Source organism: Actinospineispora spinosispora DSM 44797, from assembly GCF_000429025.1.
Taxonomy (GTDB): domain Bacteria; phylum Actinomycetota; class Actinomycetes; order Mycobacteriales; family Pseudonocardiaceae; genus Pseudonocardia; species Pseudonocardia spinosispora.
This window is the reverse complement of record NZ_KE386834.1, coordinates 824,863-842,675: the sequence shown is the minus strand read 5'-3', so window position 1 is coordinate 842,675 and position 17,813 is coordinate 824,863. Positions and strand designations below refer to the sequence as shown.

Below are 17,813 nucleotides of genomic sequence, written 5' to 3'. Positions count from 1 at the left end.
GGCGGGTGTCTCAGCGATTACTCAGGCTGGGTGAACCCCGGCCCCGGTTCGGGTGTCACGTTGTGCGCGGTGATCTCCTCGCCGCACCCACCGCAGATCAGCCGGGGGTCGGCGGCCTGACCGCACCGGTGGTGGCGCAGCACGATCGGCGGCCCCTCCGGACCGGCGAGGTGGGCGTCTCCCCACCGCATGAGCGTGACGATCGTCGAGAACAGCTCCTGGCCGGCGGCGCTCAACCGGTAGTCGTGCCGGTCCGGCTCCGTCGCGTACAGCACGCGCTCCAGCAGGCCCGCGTCGACGAGCGTGCGCAGCCGGGCGGACAGCGTCGGCCTGGGGATCGCCAGGTTGCGGGCCAGCTCGCCGTAGCGGCGCACGCCGAAGAACGCCTCGCGCAGGATCAGCAGGGTCCACTTCTCCCCGACCAGCTCGAGTGTCCTGCCCACGGACTCGCCGTCGAACCGGTGGGCCAGCGGGTCCGCCGTCATCGCCGGGCCTGGGCCAACGCCTCGAGCAGAGCGGCGCCCGCCGGGTCCTGCGCGGTGGCCGGGACGATGCCGACGTGGTCCGCGCCCGCCCGGTGGTACTCGTCGATGCGCTCGACGACCGCCTCGATCGACCCGACCGCTCCCACCGAAGCGACCAGGTCGAGCGGCACGTCGTCGGCCAGCGCCGCACGCGAGGTACCCGCCCGGGCGCGGGTCACGAGTGATCCGTACCCGAGCGCGGTGAACATCTCTCCGTAGCCCGGCGGCGCCAGGTAGACGGCGAGCTGCGCGGCGAGCTGACGACGGGTCGCCTGGCCCGGGTCGACCGCGGCCGGAATCCAGACGGCGATCCCGGGCGGCGGCCGGCCGATCCTCGACGCGTGCTCGGCCACCACGTCACGGACCGCCGTGACGTGCTCGGGGGTCACCAGGTTCAGCACGATCTCGTCGGCTTCCTCCGCCGCCACCCTGGTCATCGCCGGTCCGTAGGCGGCGATCGTGACCGGTACCGCCTCCAGCGGTCCACGCAGCCGGAAGCCTCTGGTCCGGACGTGCTCCCCGGCGAACTCGACCCGGTCACCGGCCAACGCGGGACGTAGCGCACGTACGAACTCCCGCATGCGCGACGCGGCGTGCGGGAACGGCCGGTCGTGCCAGCCGCTCACGATCGCGGGGCTGGACGCGCCGAGCGCGAGCTCCACCGGCCGGCCGGTGAGCTGGGCGACCGAGTAGGCACCGAGCGCGACGGCGACCGGGCCGCGCACCCCGACGGCGAGCGGCCCGACCTTCAGCCGGATGCGTTCGGTCGCCAGCCCAACGGCTGTGGCCAGCGCGAACGCGTCGAACGTGGCCATCTCGCCGATCCACAGCGTGTCGAAACCGGCGCGGTCGGCGGCGACGGCGATGTCCACGGCCTCGCGGTCGGGCCGGTCCAGCCAGAACGGGGTGACGACACCGAGGCTCACAGCTGCTCGGTCCGGGTCGGCAGGCCGAGCAGGATACGGCCGAACAGCTCGTAGGTCGCCGGGTTGACCTGGAAGTGCGCGGTCGCGGTGTGCGCGTCCCGGAACCGCCGCTGCAGCGAGGAGCCCTCGTAGATCGCCGAGGCGCCACCGAGGTCGTACATCGAGGCCGCGACCTCGGCCGACGTGCGGGTCGCGTGCGTGGCCGCCATGCGCAGGTCCAGCTTGGCCTGCTCCGACACCGGCGCCGAGCCCCGCGCCTGCAGCCATGCCTGATCGACCGCGTCGTAGACCAGCAGCCGGGCCGCGCGCAGTGCCGCTTCCGCCCGGGCGACGTCGGCCTGGGTCTGGGTGCGCTCGGCGAGTGTCCGGCTCGATCCGAGCGACCGTTTGGCGCCGGCCACCTCGATCAGGTCGTCGATCGCGGCACGCGCGTTGCCCAGGGCGGCCACCGCGATCGACAGGCCGAAGAAGCCGAAGATCGGGAAGCGATGCAGCGCCGCCGCGTCCTGGCCCGGACCTTCGAGCACCGACAACACGCGGCGCTCCGGGATGAACAGCTGATCGGCCACGACGTCGTGGCTGCCCGTTCCGCGCAGCCCGGAGGTGTGCCACGTGTCCAGGATCCGCAGTTCGGACACCGGCATCGCGACGACCCGAATCACCGGGTCCGTCTCTCCCACCACCACACCGCCGAACATCCAGTCGGAATGCGTGACACCGCTGCAGAAGCCCCACTGACCGGACACCGACAGGCCGCCGTCCACCCGCGTGGCCCTGCCCCTCGGCGCCCATACCCCGCAGGCCACCGAGCGTGGGTCGCCGAACACCTCCGCCGCGCCGGAGGCCGGGAGGTAGCCGGCGAGCAGACCGCTGGTCGCGTTGATCGACACGCACCATCCGGCCGATGCGTCGCCCCTGGCCACCGTCTCGGCGGCACGCAGGATCTCGGCGGGCGAGGCGCCAGGACCACCGTGCTCGGCGGGCAGTGCGCAGCGGAGGAGACCGCTGTCCTTCAGCCGGTCCACCAGCTTCGGTGCGAGTGCGCGCCGCTGTTCGGTGTCGAGGGCCAGCACCGAAGCCAGCTCGGCACAGTCTCGCGCGGCGTCGTCGAGCACATCGCCGGTCATCGGGACTCCTCATCAAGTTCATAATTCTTACTGGTTCAGAATCCTTACCGAATTCGCCGATGTCAAGACGAGAACGGGCGCCGGTCCCGTCGAGGAACCGGCGCCCGCGTCGTGACCTGGAACTACTTACCGGCGGCCGTGACCGCCTCGCGCAGCTCGGCCTCGGTGTTGCCGATCTTCTTGCCGTTGACCATGACGGTGGGCGTCGCGTTGACGCCCGCCTTGGAGGCCTCGTCGGTCAGCTTGGCCGACCAGCCCTTGTAGGTCTTGTTCGTCACGCACTGCGCGAAGCTGTCCGGAGCACCCGCCTGTTTGCCCAGCGCGATGAGCTGGCTGTCCGGCAGACCCGCACCGCCCTCGGGCGGCTGGTTGGCGTACAACAGCTTGGCGAACTGCGGGAACACGTTCGCCTGGGACGCGCAGCCCGCCGCCGACGACGACCGCGTCGAGTACTGGTCCGAGGACGCCTGGTCCAGGAACGCCAGCGGGTGGTAGATGACCTTGGCGGACCCGTTCGCGATCAACGAGTCGATGGCCGGTCCGACGGTCTCCTCGTAGATCCGGCACACCGGGCACTGGAAGTCGAGGTAGATGTCGACCGTGGCCGGTGCGTCCGGCTTACCGACCGGCACCCCGGTGGTGGTCGCGGCGGGAGGGACCGCGCCGGCGGCCTCGGTGGCCTTGCTCTGTGCGCGGTACACGCCGAAACCCACGGCCACGGCGAACAGCACCACGACGACGATCCCGGCGATCAGCGCGGGCGACAGCCCCTTGCGCTCCGCCACCACCGGAGCCTTGCGTTTCTGCGCGGCCCTTGCCTTCTTGGCCTGCTTGGACGGCATCGCTATGCCTTCTCCTTCCGCCCGCTGCTCAGCAGGCTGTCGATCGAGAAATATCCCACCGGCCACTTGGCCAACAACACGGCGACCACGAACAGCGCCCCGTCCCGCAACAGCTCAGTGCCGTACGTCGGGTCCACACCCTGGGCGAGATCACCGCCCGAGCTGAAGCAGCCACAGTCGATGCGCAGGCCGCGAGCCCACGCCGACGAGATGGCCACGATGTAGACCACCATCAGGATCGCGGACACCACGGAGCACGCGCGCACGCCGAGACCGACGATCAGCAGCACGCCGAGCAGCAGCTCCAGCAGCGGCAGGCCCGCGCCCACCACCTGGGCGCCGACCTCGGGCAACAGCCGGTACGCCCGCACGGCACGCACCGAGGCGTCCAGGTCGGTGATCTTGGTCAGCCCCGCGGCGATCCACACACCGCCGAGGAGGAGCCTGCCGACGGTCGAGAGCCAGCCAGGCCATTTCTTCGTATCCGGGTCACTCTCCAGAACGCTCATCCCCTTGACTGTCGCTCCTCGCTCGTCGTTGGTTCCCGCTGATCCAGCTTCGCCGTCGCCGCGACCAGCCCGGCGAGATAGGCCGAAGCCAGCTCACCGACCACGTCGTCCGGCGGGACGAACCGCGCATCGTGCAGACCCGGCGCGCCCGGCGTGCCGTCGTCCACCCCTACGAACAACATCACCGACGGCACCGAGGTTCCGTAGTGGGCGAAATCGTCCGATCCGCACGAACGGAACGTGGCGTCCGGCCGCAGCCCCAGCTCGGCGATCAGTGGCGCGACCGCGAGTGCCAACGCGGGATCGTTGTGCAGCGCCGGTTCGTTGTCGACCACCCGCAGCGAGCCGGTGCAGCCGTAGCTGGCCGCGGTGTGCCCGACGACGTCACGTACCGCACGCAGCAGCCGCTCCCGGTTGCCCTGGTCGAGTGCGCGCAGCGTGGCGTAGCCGCGCGCGACGGACGGGATGACGTTGCTCGCGGTACCCGCGTCCAGCCTGCCGACCGTCAGTACCGCCGCGTCCAGCGGATCGACCCGCCGCGACACGATGTGGTGCAGCGACACGACCGTCTGGGCCAGCGCGAGCACCGGGTCGTCCGCGCGCTGTGGGTAGGCGGCGTGACCACCCCTGCCGCGGATCGTGATCGTCAGCTCGTCGCAGGAGGCGTTGACCGCGCCGGGCGCCGCACTCACCGTGCCGCGCGGCAGCGCGGGCTGGACGTGCACACCGATCACCGCCCGCACGTCGTGACGGACGAAGGCCGGATCGGCGAGGACGTCCCCGGCGCCGGTCGGCGCGGCCTCCTCGCGCGGCTGCAGCAGGATCAGCACACCGCACGGCAGCTCCGGCCCGGTGGCGAGCGCCCTGGCGACGGCGACCAGCGCGGCCAGGTGGGTGTCGTGACCGCAGGCATGCATGACGCCGGACGTGGACGCGAACGCCGCTCCGCTCTGTTCCGTCAGCGGAAGTCCGTCCAGTTCGGCGCGCAGCACGACGGCCGGTCCGGTTTCCGGCCCCAGGCGGATCAGCCTGCCGGTACCGGCGACACGCTCGGCGGGACGTCCGATCGCGGAGCGCACCGCCTCGGCCGTGTCGTCCTCCTGACCGGACAGGCGAGGGTCGGCGTGTAGCAGGTGACGCAGCCGGATCGAACCCGGCAACTCGGCGCTCACCGCACCCGCCAGCCCCGAGATACTTAACTCGTCACCTACCTGCCGCACCCGCAGATCATCGCCCGCCGCCGCGAGCACCCGACACCCGGCCCGCGAGTCGCTCCCTCAGCACACCGCGCACCCTGACAACACCGCGCACCTTCAGGCCACACCGCGCACCTTCAGGCGACACCGCGCGGTGTGCACACCGCGCGCTGTGGACGGACGGTGCGCGGTGTCGCTGGAAGTGCGCGGTGTTGCCAGGGTGCGCGGCCGGCTGGTTCAGTGGCGCCAGCGGGTCGCGGCGATGATCTGGTCGGGGGTCGCGTCCGCGAAGGTGGCCAGCTCCGCTCGTCGCACGGCGAGCACCGTCTCGGTCAGCTCCGGCCCGAACGCGCCGGTCAGCGCGGCGTCCGCCTCGAATGCCGCCAGCGACCGCGCCAGGTCGGTGGGGAGCCGGTCGATACCCAGGGCGGCACGCTCGTCGTCGCCGAGGGCCGCCGGGTCGACCTGCACCGGCTCCGGCAGGGTTGCGTTCTCCTCGATGCCGGCCAGCCCGCAGGCGAGCGTCGCGGCGAGGATCAGATACGGGTTCGCGCTCTGGTCGATGCACTTGAGCTCGATGTTCGCCGTCTGGTCGTGCTCTCCGGTCGAGCCGGTGACCAGGCGCAGCGGTGCTTCGCGGTTCTCCAGGCCCCAGCAGGTGTAGACGCCGGCCCAGTGCGAGGGCAGCAGCCGCTGGTAGCTGGCGACACTCGGCGCGCCGATCGCGAGCAACGCGGGGAGCCGCCGCAGGACACCGGCGATGAACGCCTCGGCCGTCTCGCTCAGCCCGAACCGGCGGTCACCGTCGCTGAACAGGTTCCGCCCGGCGCGCGCGAAGGACAGGTGCAGGTGCCCACCGTTGCCGACGCCACCGGCCGCGACGCTCGGCGCGAACGACACCGCCATGCCGTGCCGGGCGGCCACCGCCCGGATCGTGGAGCGCACCAGCACGGCGGTGTCTGCGGCGGCGACGGGTGACTCGGGTGCCACGGACAGTTCGAACTGTCCCGGCGCGTACTCCGGGTGGAACTGCTGGACGGCCACACCCTGGCGCGCGAGAGCTCGCAACAGGTCCACGGCGAAGTCGGAGACCTCCATCAGCCTCGTCATGCCGTAGGCCGGCCCGGTCGTCGCCGGGACCGGGTCGGCCTCCTCGGCGCGGTAGAGCACCCATTCGACCTCGAATGCCGCCTTGGCCACCGCTCCTGTCTGTTCGAGGCGCCGGAGCTGGCGTGCCGCGAGCAACCGCGCACAGCCCGGATGTTCCTCCCCCTGCTGCGTCCAGCGGTCCGCCGGCGCCCACGCCCAGCCGGGCTGGCCGGCCAGCGCGACGAGCGCGCCGGTGTCGGGGATCAGCCGCAGGTCACCAGCGGGATTGGCGATCGGAGTCGCGGCGATCGAGTCGTCCATGCCGAACGCGTCGAACACCGGTGTCGCGCCGACGCCCCAGCCCGCCGCCCGCTCGAAGGCCGCCAGCGGCACTCCCTTGACCCGGGTGATCCCGCTGGTGTCGACGAAGGTCAGCGCCACCGCCGCCACGTCGAGCGCGGCCAGCTGGTCGACGTGGTCACGTGCCGATGACATTCGCGCGGCGCGATCCTGCTCGTCCATGCGACGAATCTACTTCGATGATCAAGAAGATGGCGCCCGAACCGCGTATTGATTGACCCGGCAAGCGAGCACATACTTCGACGATTCAGTGTCCTGAGTTCGGAGGATTGTGATGAGTCCCAGTGCCCCCGAACCCGGTTCCGCTCCTGGCCTGCGGCGCAGCCTGTCGGTGTGGCAGGCCGTCGGGATGTCCATCGCGCTGATGGCACCGAGCATGGCCGCGAACATCAACCCGCAGGGCACGGCGGGCTCGGTCGGTCGCGCCGTGCCGCTGGCGTTCGTGATCGCCACGGTCGGTGTGCTGCTGGTCGCGTACGTCTTCGTCCGGCTGTGCCAGCGGTTCAACCACGCCGGATCGGTGTACGCGTTCGTCGCGGCGACCGTCGGGGCACGCGCGGGCACCGTCGCGGGCTGGTCGTTGATGGGCACGTACTGCTTCTACGGCGTCGTCACCTCCACCGCCGCCGGCATCTTCGGGACGTCGTTCCTGCAGACCGTCGGGGTGTGGCCGAACCCGCCGGGCTGGGCGCCGTTCCTGATCAGCGGCGTCTCGCTGGTGCTCGTGTGGCTGCTGACCGTGATACCCGCGCGAGGTGGCACGCGGGTCCTGCTGACGGTCGAGGGCCTGACCGTGGCGCTGATCCTGCTCGTCTCGGTCGCCGTGCTGGTCCGGCTGGTCGCCGGCACCGCGCCCGGCGGGCTGCGCCCCACGTGGGACGTGTTCAGCGTGGCCCCGGGTACCGACGCGTCGACGGTGTTCCTCGGCGCGGTGTTCGGTTTCCTGTCGTTCGCCGGTTTCGAGGCCGCCGCCACGCTCGGCGAGGAGGCACGACGGCCACGCAGGGACATCCCGCGCGCCATCCTCGGCACGGCGATCTTCGGCGGCGCCTACTTGGTGTTCGTGACCGCGGTCGAGGTGATGGGCTTCGGCACCGATCCGGCAGGCGTGGACGCCTTCACGAAGTCCGGCTCGCTGCTCGGCGACCTCGGCTCACGCTACGTCGGCGCCTGGGTCGGCGATGTGATCTCGCTGGGCGCCGCGATCAGCGCCTTCGGCTGCGCGCTGGCCTGCGCGGTCGGCGGTTCGCGCCTGCTGTACGCGCTGAGCAGGGACGCCGCCGGTGACAGGGGGCTCGGCAAGGTCACCAAGCTGGGCACCCCGGCGGCGGCAGCGGTGGTCGTCGTGCTCGCCATGTACGGCATCGTCGCGGCCTTCGTGCTCGGCGCGGGCTCGTCCGCGATGGACGTGTTCCTGGCCAGCGGCACGATCGGCACCCTGATCCTGCTGGTCGTCTACCTGGTCACCACGGTCGGCGCGATCCGCCTGCTGTTCTTCACCGCGCCACGCACGGTCCCGATGTGGGAGATCGTGATCCCGCTGCTGGCGCTGGTCGTGCTGGGCTACACGGTCTACCGCAACGTGGTCCCCTACCCGACCGGCACCGCGGCGACGTTCCCGCTGGTGGCCGGTGTCTGGATCGTGCTGGGCATCGTGGCGGTGGCGGCCGTCCCCCGCCTGTCCCGCTTCGCCCTGCGCGAGGACGTCACGTCCCCGTCGGCGACCCCGGTGCCCTGACGACCTCGCAGAGGTGACCCCATTGTGGCGAGCACGTGGCTCCTTGACCCACACCAGCTCGCTGTGCGATCATATATCGCAATATTTCGCAACTCGCAACATGGGAGTCATCGTGCGCGTGACCTTCGTTGCCAAAGACCCCGAGTCGAACCCGACCGGTTCACCGACGCTGTATCGGACCGACCGTGGTTCCTGGCTGGTGCAAGGCTGGGAGATCACGGATCCCGAGATCCTGGCCAAGCTGAACATTCCTCCCGGCGAGGGGTGCGTAGAGTTCCCCGACAGAATGGTTCAGTTCTTCGGATTGGCAGCCGATGACGTCGATCACGGACGATGAGTTCGAGCTGCTGCTCTCGTCCGGGTTCGAGCGTGAAACAGTCCATCTGGAGACACGAGACTGCTACGGCACAGCCGTCGAGCTGCCGTACATGGCCAAATGGGAAGCAGGCCTTCCGGATGATCTGGAGTGGCTGGCAGGCTGGTGCGCATCACTGCGCGACCACGTAGCCAACGGCAGGTCGGTGCGGCGCGCACGGATCGTTTCAGAGCCCTTGAGTCGGTACCAACGCTGGTCGCACAGCATCGCCGACCCAATGATCGATGCGGGCGAAGACATCCGTTGGGCGCCTCGCCGTCGCGTTTCCTCCACTGCTCTCCCCGGGAACGACTTCTACCTCTTCGACGACCGGCTCGTAGTTTTCCTTCACTACTCGGGGGACGGACTGTCAACCGGCAAGACCGCGTCGACCAACCCGGCCGACATAACCTTGTGCCGGGACGCCTTCGAAGATGTATGGAAGCTGTCCACTCCTCATCGTGACTACCGACCGGACTAGTTCGGCCAAACAGGCCCGCGAAGCTCTGGGCTCTCGCCTGCGCAACATTCGCAAGGGTGCGAGCCTGACGGCGCGGGCGCTCGCTTCGGCCACCGGGCAGCACTTCACCAGGGTCAGCAAGATCGAGAACGGGGTGCAGACCCCGACCGAACGAGACATCCATACGTGGTGTCAGGTGTGCCGGGCCGAATCCGAGATCACCGAGCTGACCGCGACGCTCCGTACGATCGAATCGGCGTACGTCGAGTTTCGGCGGCAGAGCCGAGCCGGCATGAAACAGGTCCTGGGAGCACATACCCTCGCCAGATACAAGAGCACCGATGTGTTCCGAATCTATGAGCACAACGTGATACCTGGCCTGTTCCAGACTGCCGAGTACACCGCCGCGATGTTGTCCTTTTGGATCAAGTTCCTCGGGCTGCCGAACGATCTCGATGATGCTGTGGCCACCCGTATGGAGCGTCAGCGGATTCTCTACCGAGGCGGGAAGCGGTTCGTCGTCGTCCTGGAAGAACAAGCACTGAATACGTGGTTCGGGACAGCTGAGATCCAGGCAGGTCAGCTCGATCGACTCCTCGCCGTGATGTCACTGCCGAACGTCTCGTTCGGGATCATCCCCATGAGGGTTGAACGACCAGCGGTCGGTTCCGCGGGGTTCTGGGTATTCGACGACACGCTCGTTGCGCTGGAGACTCCGACCGCGAGTATCGAGGTGACCCGACCGAACGAACTCGCGCTCTACGCGCGAATGTTCGAGGCACTCAAGTCCTCCGCCGTCTACGGCTCATCTGCACGGAAGCTCATCACTGACGCCCTCGACAGCTAATCTCACGCAACTATTCGCAACTTCATGGTGGTGGATGCGCCGTCATTCCTAGGCTCACTGCGTGATCGCGTCTTCCCTCTCGGAGCAACTCCACCTGCGTTTCGCCCACGAGCTCGACGATCTCTCGGCAACGGTGCTCATCGGCGCATCAGCGTATGACCAGGTCACTGCCGAACGCGTCCTACGTGTCCTCGACGCCGTGACCCAAATCGTTGCGGAGCACTCCGTTGACGCCCTGGGCAGATGCAAAGCTTGTCGGAATGCCACCTGCGCACAGTGGATACCTTGGGCGCGAGCGACGACCTGCTCTGTGCATGTTGCGCTGAATCTGCACCTAGCGGGTCGTCGCTGAGACAATCTCGCGCCCGGGTGAGAGCCGACCTCGCAGAAGTTCATGTCGCGACGTGCGGCTCAGGCGGCTTGGACCGCCGCGGGGTCTGCCGGGGCCGCGAGCGGAGGAGCCGAGGGGCGGGAGCGCAGCGTGCTCCACAGACCCTGCAGGGGGCGCTGCGCCAGTGCGGCGGTGAAACGGTCCAGGAAGATCGCCACGATGACGACCGCGAGGCCACCCTCGAAACCGGTGGCCACATCCAGCTGGGTCACCGCGCTCACCACCGTGCTGCCGAGGCCGCCCGCACCGGCCAGACCGGCCACGACCACCATCGACAGCGCCAGCATGATCACCTGGTTGACCCCGGCCATGATCGACGGCAGCGCCATCGGCAGCTGGACCTCACGCAGAATCTGCCGAGGGTGCGCGCCGAACGCGTGCGCGGCCTCGACCACCTCCGGGTCCACGCCTCGGATGCCCAGCTCGGTCAGCCGGACCGCGGGCGGGATGGAGAAGATCGTGGTCGCCACGACACCGGGGACCACACCGATGCCGAAGAAGAACACCGCCGGGATGAGGTACACGAAGACCGGCGTCGTCTGCATGAAGTCCATGAGCGGACGCAGCACCACACCCGCCGCGCGCCTGCGCGCCGCCCAGATGCCGAGCGGGACGCCGATCGCGGTGGCGATCACCGCCGCGACGATCACCACGCCGAGGGTCTCCATCGTCTCCTGCCACAGGTCCAGCGAGGAGACCAGCAGGAAACCGACCAGGGTGAACACGGCGAGTCCCCAGCCGCGCACGAGCAGCGCGGCGACCGTCAGGATCGCCACCCACACGTAGAACGGCGGACCGGCGAACACGGCGGTCAGCGCATCGACGATCACCGTGATCACCGCGCTGATCCCGTCCAGGAGGCCGGGGATCGTGCGCAGCAGCCAGGTGATGAGGTCCTCGACATAGCTGCCGAGCTGAATTCGAGGCATGGTCGGTTCAGCTCCCGGACTCGTTGGTACTGGGCACGGCCAGCGCCGCGAGGACGGCCCCTCGGGGCACCACCCCGAGCAGCCGTTTCTCCTCGTCGACCACGGCGAGCGGCACCACGTGCCTGCCCACCTGGTCGACCAGGTCGATCAGCGGGCGGTCCGCCTCCGTGGTGCGGAACTCCGCGACCAGGCTGTCCCGGTCGATCTCGCCGGTGCCCCGGCGGGCCGCGCCGGCCAACCAGTCGTCGCGGACCACGCCGAGGATGCGGTCCTGGTCGTCGACGACGTACGCCCCGGTCGCCTCGGCACCGCCCAGCCGGTTCAGGACCTCGGCGGGCCGCTCGTTGAGCCGCACGACGATGCGCGCCTCGCGCAGCACGTCCTGCGCGGTGAGCACGCGGCTGCGGTCGACGTCGGAGACGAAGTCCGCGACGTAGTCGTCGGCGGGCGCGGCGAGAATCTCCGGGCCGGTGCCGACCTGGACCAGCCTGCCGTCCTTCAGCAGCAGGATCCGGTCGCCGAGCAGCATGGCTTCGTTGAGGTCGTGGGTGATGAACACGATCGTCTTCTTCAGCTCGGACTGCAGCCGCACCAGCAGGTTCTGCATGTCACGGCGGATGAGCGGGTCGAGCGCGGAGTACGGCTCGTCCATGAGCAGGACGTCGGTGTCGCTGGCCAGCGCACGAGCCAGCCCGACCCGCTGCTGCATGCCACCGGAGAGCTGCCCGGGATAGGCGTCGGCCCGGTCGGCGAGACCGACCTGGTCCAGGGCCCACTCGGCCTTCTCCCGACGTGCGTCGGCCTCCGTCCCCCGGATCTGCAGGCCGTACTCGGCGTTCTGCCGGACGGTGCGGTGCGGCAGCAGGGCGAAGTGCTGGAACACCATGCTGATCCGCTGGTTACGCAGCTCGCGCAGGTCGGCGTCGCCGAGGGAGTTCAGTGCGCGGCCGTCGATGTCGATCTGCCCCGAGCTCGGTTCGATCAACCGGTTGAGCAGCCGCACCAGTGTCGACTTGCCGGAACCGGACAGTCCCATGATCACGAAGAGCTCGCCGGGTCGCACGTCGAAGGACACGTCGTGCACGGCCAGCGTCGCCCCGGTGCGCCGCTGGATCTCGCTGCGACCGACCCCCTCTCCGGCGAGCCGTATCGCGTCGTTCGCGCTGGTGCCGCTGCCGAACACCTTGGTCAGCTCGGTGCACCGAATCATCGGGGTGTCGTTCACGCTCGTACCCATCCGTCGATCAGCTGGGGATGCGCGTCGACCCAGCGACGCGCGACGTCCTGCGCCTTCTCCTTGTCCACGTCGACGTTCTTCAACATCGGTTCCACATCGGCGATCGGCAGCTCGAAACGCTGCAGCAGTGCGTGGAACCTGGGCGCCCGCTGGGCCAGTTCCTTGCTCGCGGCGGTCCACGCCGAGTACGGCGGCATCGGGCAGGCCCCGGTGCCGCTGGTGAAACACTCCGGGCCGGGTGGCGGCCCGGGCGGGGTCGGTTCGGTCAGCTGCGTCATCTGGAACTGCTGGAACACCCAGTGCGGGTGGTACAGGTACACCAGGATCGGCTTGCGCCGCTCGTAGGCCCGGCGCAGCTCAGCGAGCTGTGCGGCCTCGCTGGAGGTGACCTGCTGCAGGTGCAGCCCGTAGCCCTTCAGCCGCGCGGTGTTCTGTGTCGTGGTGAGGAAGCTCGGGTCCGAGTCGATCAGCTTGTTGTCCAGTGCCGCCGCGTACCGGTCGAGCTGTGTGACGCTCTGCAACCCGGCCAGCGGCTGGCCGGGTTCGAGCGCGTAGCTGGGGACGAACCAGCCCTGCTGCGCGCCGCCGTAGGTCTGGTGCACCAGGTCGACGCGCGCGGCGGCCTTGGCGGCCAGCTTCTGCTGGTTCGGCATGGCGACCTCGGTCAGCAGGTCGACGTCACCGCGCTGCGCGCCGGCCCACGCGGTGGCCGGGCCGACCTGGATGATCTTCAGCTTCGACACGCCCAGCTCGGGGTGCCTGGCGACGATCTCGGCGAGGATCGCGTTGGTCAGCTTGGCGGCGCTCCACGGGAACTGGGCGGCACGCACGGTGAACCCCGCCGGGCCGGTCGCGCATCCCGCCAGCACCAGCGCGAGCGCAACCACCAGGACACCGATACGACCTCGACTCACAGCACAGGTGGGCACAGGCCTCTCTCCGTCAAGCCGGGCGGATGTAACTCGACACGGTGACGGCATGCTGCCCGCAGCGCACGGCGTGCGCCACTCGGAGCATCAGCGCGTACCGGTCAGCCGCGCTTCGAAGGCCGAACGGGGTGTACCCGCACGTCCGGCGAGGGAATCCTCAGCGACAGACGGCCGACCGGTGCCGACACAGGTCGATGTGTCGGCGGGTCACCAGCCGGGGATCGCGAGGCACGCCGCAATCCTGACCTGGCGGGTCAGCTTTAGCAAGGGGCTCAGTCGCGCTCGCGCAACAACGCGGCGAGTCCCGGGTTGTGCTGGAAGGTGCCGAAGGGCGTGAAGTGCGACAGGTCCACAGCCAGGAACAACGCCGTCGCGGAGAACGCCCGTGTGCCGCCCTCGGCGATCCCTTCAGCACTGACCTGCAGCTTGCGGCCCTCCCTGCTGTCCAGCGTGGCGGTGATCCGATAGGACCGGTCGAGCACCACCGGAGCGTGGTACTCGACCTGCAGGCTCCGGGTCACGGCGGTCACACCCGCCGCGTACAGCACGAGGAAACCGAACAGGTCGTCACACGCGGTGGCCACCGCTCCGCCGTGCGCAACACCCGGCGCACCGACGAGACGCCCGTCGAAGACGACGTCCGTCACGAGCCCCTCACCCGAGGGCCGCACCTCCATGTGCAGTCCGGCCGGGTTGTCCGGACCGCAGCCGAGGCACTGGGCGGTGTGCGGCGGCAACGTGGCGTCTTCCGGCATGGCCATGTGGGGTCCTACTCGATCAGGGAGCGACTCCGGCGGACAGGTGGGCGCGGCACTGATTTACCGGCCGTTCGGTATGTAACTTACCTGTCAGACTGGGTCGGTGGGAGAAGAGGACACATCGCTGCACGTCTGTTTCGTCTGTTCCGGCAACATCTGCCGGTCGCCGATGGCCGAGAAGGTGTTCGCCGCACACCTCGCCGAGGAGGGGCTCGCCGACCGGGTGCGGGTGACCAGCGCGGGAACCGGGCCGTGGCACGCCGGTGATCCCGCGGACGGCCGCGCCGTCGAGGTGTTGCGGCGCAACGGGTACCCGACCGAACACACCGCCCGGCAGGTCAACTCCGACCACCTGGGCGCCGATCTGCTGCTCGCCGCGTCCGAGGAGCACGTCAGCGCGCTGACCAGGGTGCTGGGTGCCGCCGACGCGCAACGCCAGGTCCGGCTGTTGCGCTCGTTCGATCCGGATGCGCCTCAGGGCGCCGAGGTGCCGGACCCGTACTACGGCGGCGACCGGGGTTTCGACGACGTGCTGGCGATGATCGAGGCGACCATGCCGGCGCTGCTGACCTGGACGAGGGACCGGCTGGCGTGAGCGACGAGCCCGCCGACGTCGTGCGGCGGCTGAGCGGTGTCGACGGGACGGTGCTCGAGGCCCACGGCACGGTCCTGCGGATGCGGCTCGCCGACGGCCGGATCGGGGTGCTCAAGGCCGCACCCGGGCAGGCGCTGGCCGAAGCGGCGGGTTTGCGCTGGCTGGCCGAGCCCGGCGTGGTCCCGGTACCGGACGTGTTCGGCCACGACGAGGACTGGCTGCTCGTCGAGTACCTGCCCGGTACACGCCCCGGCGCGGCCGCCGCCACCCGGTTCGGCCACGATCTCGCCGCACTGCACAGCTCCGGCGCGCCGGCGTTCGGAGCGGGCCCGCCGGGCGGTCCCGAGCAGGCATGGATCGGTCCGGCACCGATGGACACCGACGCCGGTGACCACTGGCCGAGCTGGTACGCCGAGCACCGGGTCCTGCCCTACCTGCGGATGGCGCGCGACGCCGGTTCGCTCGACACCGACGAGACCCACACGGTCGAGGCGGCGGCGGACACGCTGCGGGAGCGTCCCGCGATCGCCGGGCCTCCCGTGCCCCCTGCCCGGCTGCACGGTGACCTGTGGTCGGGCAACGTGCTCTGGAGCGGGACGCGAGCGTGGGTGATCGACCCCGCCGCGCACGGCGGCCACCCCGAGACCGACCTGGCGATGCTGGCGCTGTTCGGCGCTCCCGAGCTGAGAGCGATCCTGGCCGGCTATCAGGAGGTCGCACCGCTCGCGCCGGGCTGGCCGGAACGGATCGGGCTGCACCAGCTGTTTCCGCTGCTGGTGCACGTCGTGCTGTTCGGTGGAACCTACTCCGGCCAGGCGGTTGCGGCCGCCCGCTCCGTGCTGGAGTTGGCGGACCGCATACCGTAGAGGCGTGCGGTTTCTGCTCAAACCCGGCTGGATTGCCTTCGTGCTGCTCGTCATCGCATTCGTGGTGGCGTGCTACACCCAGCTCGCGCCGTGGCAGTTCCGCCGCAACGCCGAGCAGCAGCAGCTCAACCATGCCGTCGCCGCCTCGTTCACGCACCCGCCGCAACCTCTCTCCGAGCTGGTGCCGAGTGGCACGCCGAGCCAGGACGTCGAGTGGCGTCAGGCGACCGTGCACGGCACCTACCTGCCGGACGACGAGGTGCTCGTCCGGCTGCGCACGATCCTCGGCGAGCCCGGTTTCGAGGTCATGACGGCGTTCCGGACCGACGACGGCCGGGTGATCGCCGTGGAGCGCGGCTTCGTCCGTCCCGGCCAGGGCAGCCACGTCGCGCCGTTCCCGCAGGCACCCGCCGGCCCGGTGGCGCTGACCGGGCGCATCCGGCTCGACGAGAGCGACTCGGAACAGCGGCCGCCGTTCCTGCTGGACGGCCGGCACCAGGTCTACGCGGCGGACAGCCGGATGCTGGCCCAGGTCATCGGACAGCCGGTGACCTCCGGCCGGCTGGTGCTGGTGGACGGCCAACCGGGCGTACTGGGCGTCATGCCGCTGCCGGCCAGCGACGACGGCCCGTTCCTGTCCTACGCCTGGCAGTGGCTGTCGTTCGGTGCGATGGCGCTGTTCGGGCTGGTGTACTTCATCCGGTTGGAGCTGCTGCAGCGCCGCGATCCCGGGGCGCGCCCTCGTTGGGAGACCTACCCCGAGGAACCCGTCGAGCCGAAGAAGCCCGTCGACCCGCTCGTCGAGCGCTACGGCAAAGCGCGTTTCTGAGGAAGCGCCCAGGCCGCTCCCGCTGCGATCAGTGCGGATGCCAGACCCAGCAGCCGGGACAGCCGAACCGTCCGGCGCAGGTCGGCCGGAACCGGTGAACGCCCAGTGCCCAGCCTCGGGCGCTCCTCCACCCCGTAGGCGTAGCGCGTCGTACCGCCCAGGGTGATCCCCAGCGCACCCGCCGCGCTCGCCTCCACCGGGCCGGCGTTGGGGCTCGGGTGTCCACCCGAGTCGTGCCGCCACGCCCGCAGGGCCGCCGAGGGCGAGCCACCGACCAGCGGGGCCAGCCCCACGGTGAGCGCGGCGGTGAGCCGGGCGGGCGCGAGGTTCACCAGGTCATCGGTCCGGGCCGCCGACCAGCCGAACCGCGAGTACCTGGCCGAGCGGTAGCCGACCATCGCATCGAGCGTGTTGATCGCCCGGTAGCCGAGGAGGCCGGGCAGACCCGCGACCGCGCCCCAGAACAGCGGCGCGACGACGGCGTCCGAGGTGTTCTCGGCGATCGACTCGCAGCCGGCGCGCGCCATGCCGTCGGCGTCGAGCGACTCGGGATCCCGGGCACACAGGTGGGGGATCCGGGCGCGCGCCGCCGGGATGTCAGCGCTGTCCAGCGAGTCGGCGAGCGCGATGCCCTCGCCCGCGAGCGAGGCGCCGCCCAGCACGACCCAGGTCGCCGCGGCCACGGTCAGCGTGTCGAGTACCGGCCGGTGCCGCACGAGCCTGCTGAGTGCCGCACCGGCGACGACGACCGTGCCCGCGGTGAGCGCGGTGTACCCGGCCCCGGCCGCGTAGGAGTCGGCGTAGCAGCGCCGCTCCAGCCTCGAGGACGCCACGCCGAACCCGGCGACCGGGTGCCAGCGGGCCGGATCGCCGAGCAGCGCATCGGCGGCGAAGCCGAGCAGCAGCCCCGTCGCCCGTCGCGTACGGCGGGAGCTCAGGAGGCCGCCAGGCCGCACGGGTCCTCGTAGGCGGCCAGCTCGGCGAGGTGCACGGAGCGCGCGTCCTCGGCGATGACCCGCAGTGTGCACGGCCACGGTACGCCGGCCGTGCCGTGGTTGCGGCAGCTCATGCACCGTCCGGAGGAGTCCGCGACGTGCTCGGCGATCAGCTGCTCGTACACGTCCGGCATGGCGGCCATGACCGACGCGAGCGGGCTCATGCCGTCTTCGTCCGTGGCGTCGTTCTGGTGCGAGTACATGGGGCCTCCCCTTCAGGTGGGGACAGCATCCCCGCCGGATGTGCCGAGCGTCGCATTCATCCGGGCTTGCGTCACACTCTGTCGACAAGCGCACTACAGCCTGCGACG

The 17,813-nt window shown here is 70.3% G+C and carries 20 protein-coding genes; 7 read left to right on the top strand and 13 right to left on the bottom strand.

Annotated features, from left to right (window positions below; translation table 11 throughout):
* Positions 1 to 17: 17 nt before the first annotated feature.
* The 7 genes from G406_RS0133325 to G406_RS0133295 all read right to left on the bottom strand — a co-directional run bounded on the left by G406_RS0133325 (position 18) and on the right by G406_RS0133295 (position 6,735).
* A complete protein-coding gene (locus G406_RS0133325) occupies positions 18 to 485 on the bottom strand; it encodes a winged helix-turn-helix transcriptional regulator (RefSeq protein ID WP_028937158.1) in 468 nt (155 codons plus the stop codon).
* Positions 482 to 1,450, bottom strand: a complete 969-nt coding sequence (locus tag G406_RS51525) for an LLM class F420-dependent oxidoreductase (protein WP_037079570.1) — start codon at positions 1,448 to 1,450, stop codon at positions 482 to 484. Before G406_RS51525 ends, G406_RS0133325 begins: the two co-directional genes overlap by 4 nt.
* Positions 1,447 to 2,577 carry an acyl-CoA dehydrogenase family protein gene (locus tag G406_RS0133315; RefSeq protein ID WP_156935282.1) on the bottom strand — a complete coding sequence of 377 codons (1,131 nt, stop codon included), beginning with the start codon at positions 2,575 to 2,577 and terminating at the stop codon, positions 1,447 to 1,449. The genes G406_RS51525 and G406_RS0133315 overlap by 4 nt, the downstream gene beginning before the upstream one ends.
* A 122-nt stretch (positions 2,578 to 2,699) precedes the next feature.
* Positions 2,700 to 3,419, bottom strand: coding sequence for a thioredoxin domain-containing protein (locus G406_RS0133310; protein ID WP_028937156.1), 720 nt, complete (start codon positions 3,417 to 3,419; stop codon positions 2,700 to 2,702).
* Positions 3,420 to 3,421: 2 nt separating this feature from the next.
* Positions 3,422 to 3,928, bottom strand: coding sequence for a MauE/DoxX family redox-associated membrane protein (locus G406_RS0133305; protein WP_028937155.1), 507 nt, complete (start codon positions 3,926 to 3,928; stop codon positions 3,422 to 3,424).
* On the bottom strand, positions 3,925 to 5,148 hold the full coding sequence (locus tag G406_RS51520) for a M20 metallopeptidase family protein (RefSeq protein ID WP_245607300.1): 1,224 nt from the start codon (positions 5,146 to 5,148) through the stop codon (positions 3,925 to 3,927). Before G406_RS51520 ends, G406_RS0133305 begins: the two co-directional genes overlap by 4 nt.
* A gap of 213 nt (positions 5,149 to 5,361) precedes the next feature.
* A complete protein-coding gene (locus G406_RS0133295) occupies positions 5,362 to 6,735 on the bottom strand; it encodes a glutamine synthetase family protein (RefSeq protein WP_028937154.1) in 1,374 nt (457 codons plus the stop codon).
* A 112-nt stretch (positions 6,736 to 6,847) separates the two neighbouring features.
* Here G406_RS0133295 and G406_RS0133290 point away from each other — a divergent pair, with 112 nt between their 5' ends.
* From G406_RS0133290 to G406_RS0133275, 4 genes are all read left to right on the top strand, one after another.
* On the top strand, positions 6,848 to 8,311 hold the full coding sequence (locus tag G406_RS0133290) for an APC family permease (protein ID WP_028937153.1): 1,464 nt from the start codon (positions 6,848 to 6,850) through the stop codon (positions 8,309 to 8,311).
* A gap of 112 nt (positions 8,312 to 8,423) precedes the next feature.
* Positions 8,424 to 8,648, top strand: coding sequence for a hypothetical protein (locus tag G406_RS51515; protein ID WP_156935281.1), 225 nt, complete (start codon positions 8,424 to 8,426; stop codon positions 8,646 to 8,648).
* Positions 8,626 to 9,147 carry a DUF6879 family protein gene (locus tag G406_RS0133280; protein WP_028937152.1) on the top strand — a complete coding sequence of 174 codons (522 nt, stop codon included), beginning with the start codon at positions 8,626 to 8,628 and terminating at the stop codon, positions 9,145 to 9,147. Before G406_RS51515 ends, G406_RS0133280 begins: the two co-directional genes overlap by 23 nt.
* Positions 9,128 to 9,973 carry a helix-turn-helix domain-containing protein gene (locus G406_RS0133275; RefSeq protein ID WP_028937151.1) on the top strand — a complete coding sequence of 282 codons (846 nt, stop codon included), beginning with the start codon at positions 9,128 to 9,130 and terminating at the stop codon, positions 9,971 to 9,973. The genes G406_RS0133280 and G406_RS0133275 overlap by 20 nt, the downstream gene beginning before the upstream one ends.
* A 411-nt stretch (positions 9,974 to 10,384) precedes the next feature.
* On the opposite strand, the gene G406_RS51510 is transcribed toward G406_RS0133275, so the two are convergent.
* The 4 genes from G406_RS51510 to G406_RS51505 all read right to left on the bottom strand — a co-directional run bounded on the left by G406_RS51510 (position 10,385) and on the right by G406_RS51505 (position 14,220).
* Positions 10,385 to 11,293, bottom strand: a complete 909-nt coding sequence (locus G406_RS51510) for an ABC transporter permease (protein WP_037079564.1) — start codon at positions 11,291 to 11,293, stop codon at positions 10,385 to 10,387.
* A gap of 7 nt (positions 11,294 to 11,300) precedes the next feature.
* A complete protein-coding gene (locus tag G406_RS0133265) occupies positions 11,301 to 12,530 on the bottom strand; it encodes a quaternary amine ABC transporter ATP-binding protein (RefSeq protein WP_028937150.1) in 1,230 nt (409 codons plus the stop codon).
* On the bottom strand, positions 12,515 to 13,459 hold the full coding sequence (locus tag G406_RS0133260; RefSeq protein ID WP_245607299.1) for a glycine betaine ABC transporter substrate-binding protein: 945 nt from the start codon (positions 13,457 to 13,459) through the stop codon (positions 12,515 to 12,517). The genes G406_RS0133265 and G406_RS0133260 overlap by 16 nt, the downstream gene beginning before the upstream one ends.
* Before the next feature lie 272 nt (positions 13,460 to 13,731).
* Positions 13,732 to 14,220, bottom strand: coding sequence for a PaaI family thioesterase (locus tag G406_RS51505; protein WP_051343010.1), 489 nt, complete (start codon positions 14,218 to 14,220; stop codon positions 13,732 to 13,734).
* A 100-nt stretch (positions 14,221 to 14,320) separates the two neighbouring features.
* Here G406_RS51505 and G406_RS0133250 point away from each other — a divergent pair, with 100 nt between their 5' ends.
* Genes G406_RS0133250 through G406_RS0133240 form a run of 3 tightly spaced genes read left to right on the top strand, consistent with a single transcriptional unit; the run spans position 14,321 to position 16,507 of the window.
* A complete protein-coding gene (locus tag G406_RS0133250) occupies positions 14,321 to 14,812 on the top strand; it encodes a low molecular weight protein-tyrosine-phosphatase (RefSeq protein WP_281172580.1) in 492 nt (163 codons plus the stop codon).
* Positions 14,809 to 15,678, top strand: a complete 870-nt coding sequence (locus G406_RS0133245; RefSeq protein ID WP_425414649.1) for a fructosamine kinase family protein — start codon at positions 14,809 to 14,811, stop codon at positions 15,676 to 15,678. The genes G406_RS0133250 and G406_RS0133245 overlap by 4 nt, the downstream gene beginning before the upstream one ends.
* Before the next feature lie 4 nt (positions 15,679 to 15,682).
* Positions 15,683 to 16,507 carry an SURF1 family cytochrome oxidase biogenesis protein gene (locus G406_RS0133240; protein ID WP_028937146.1) on the top strand — a complete coding sequence of 275 codons (825 nt, stop codon included), beginning with the start codon at positions 15,683 to 15,685 and terminating at the stop codon, positions 16,505 to 16,507.
* On the opposite strand, the gene G406_RS0133235 is transcribed toward G406_RS0133240, so the two are convergent.
* Entirely contained in the window at positions 16,486 to 17,463 is a 978-nt protein-coding gene (locus G406_RS0133235; RefSeq protein WP_051343009.1) for a cobalamin biosynthesis protein, read from the bottom strand. The two genes, G406_RS0133240 and G406_RS0133235, sit on opposite strands and share 22 nt — an antisense overlap.
* Positions 17,442 to 17,705, bottom strand: a complete 264-nt coding sequence (locus G406_RS59175; RefSeq protein WP_037079562.1) for a hypothetical protein — start codon at positions 17,703 to 17,705, stop codon at positions 17,442 to 17,444. Before G406_RS59175 ends, G406_RS0133235 begins: the two co-directional genes overlap by 22 nt.
* Positions 17,706 to 17,813 lie beyond the last annotated feature (108 nt).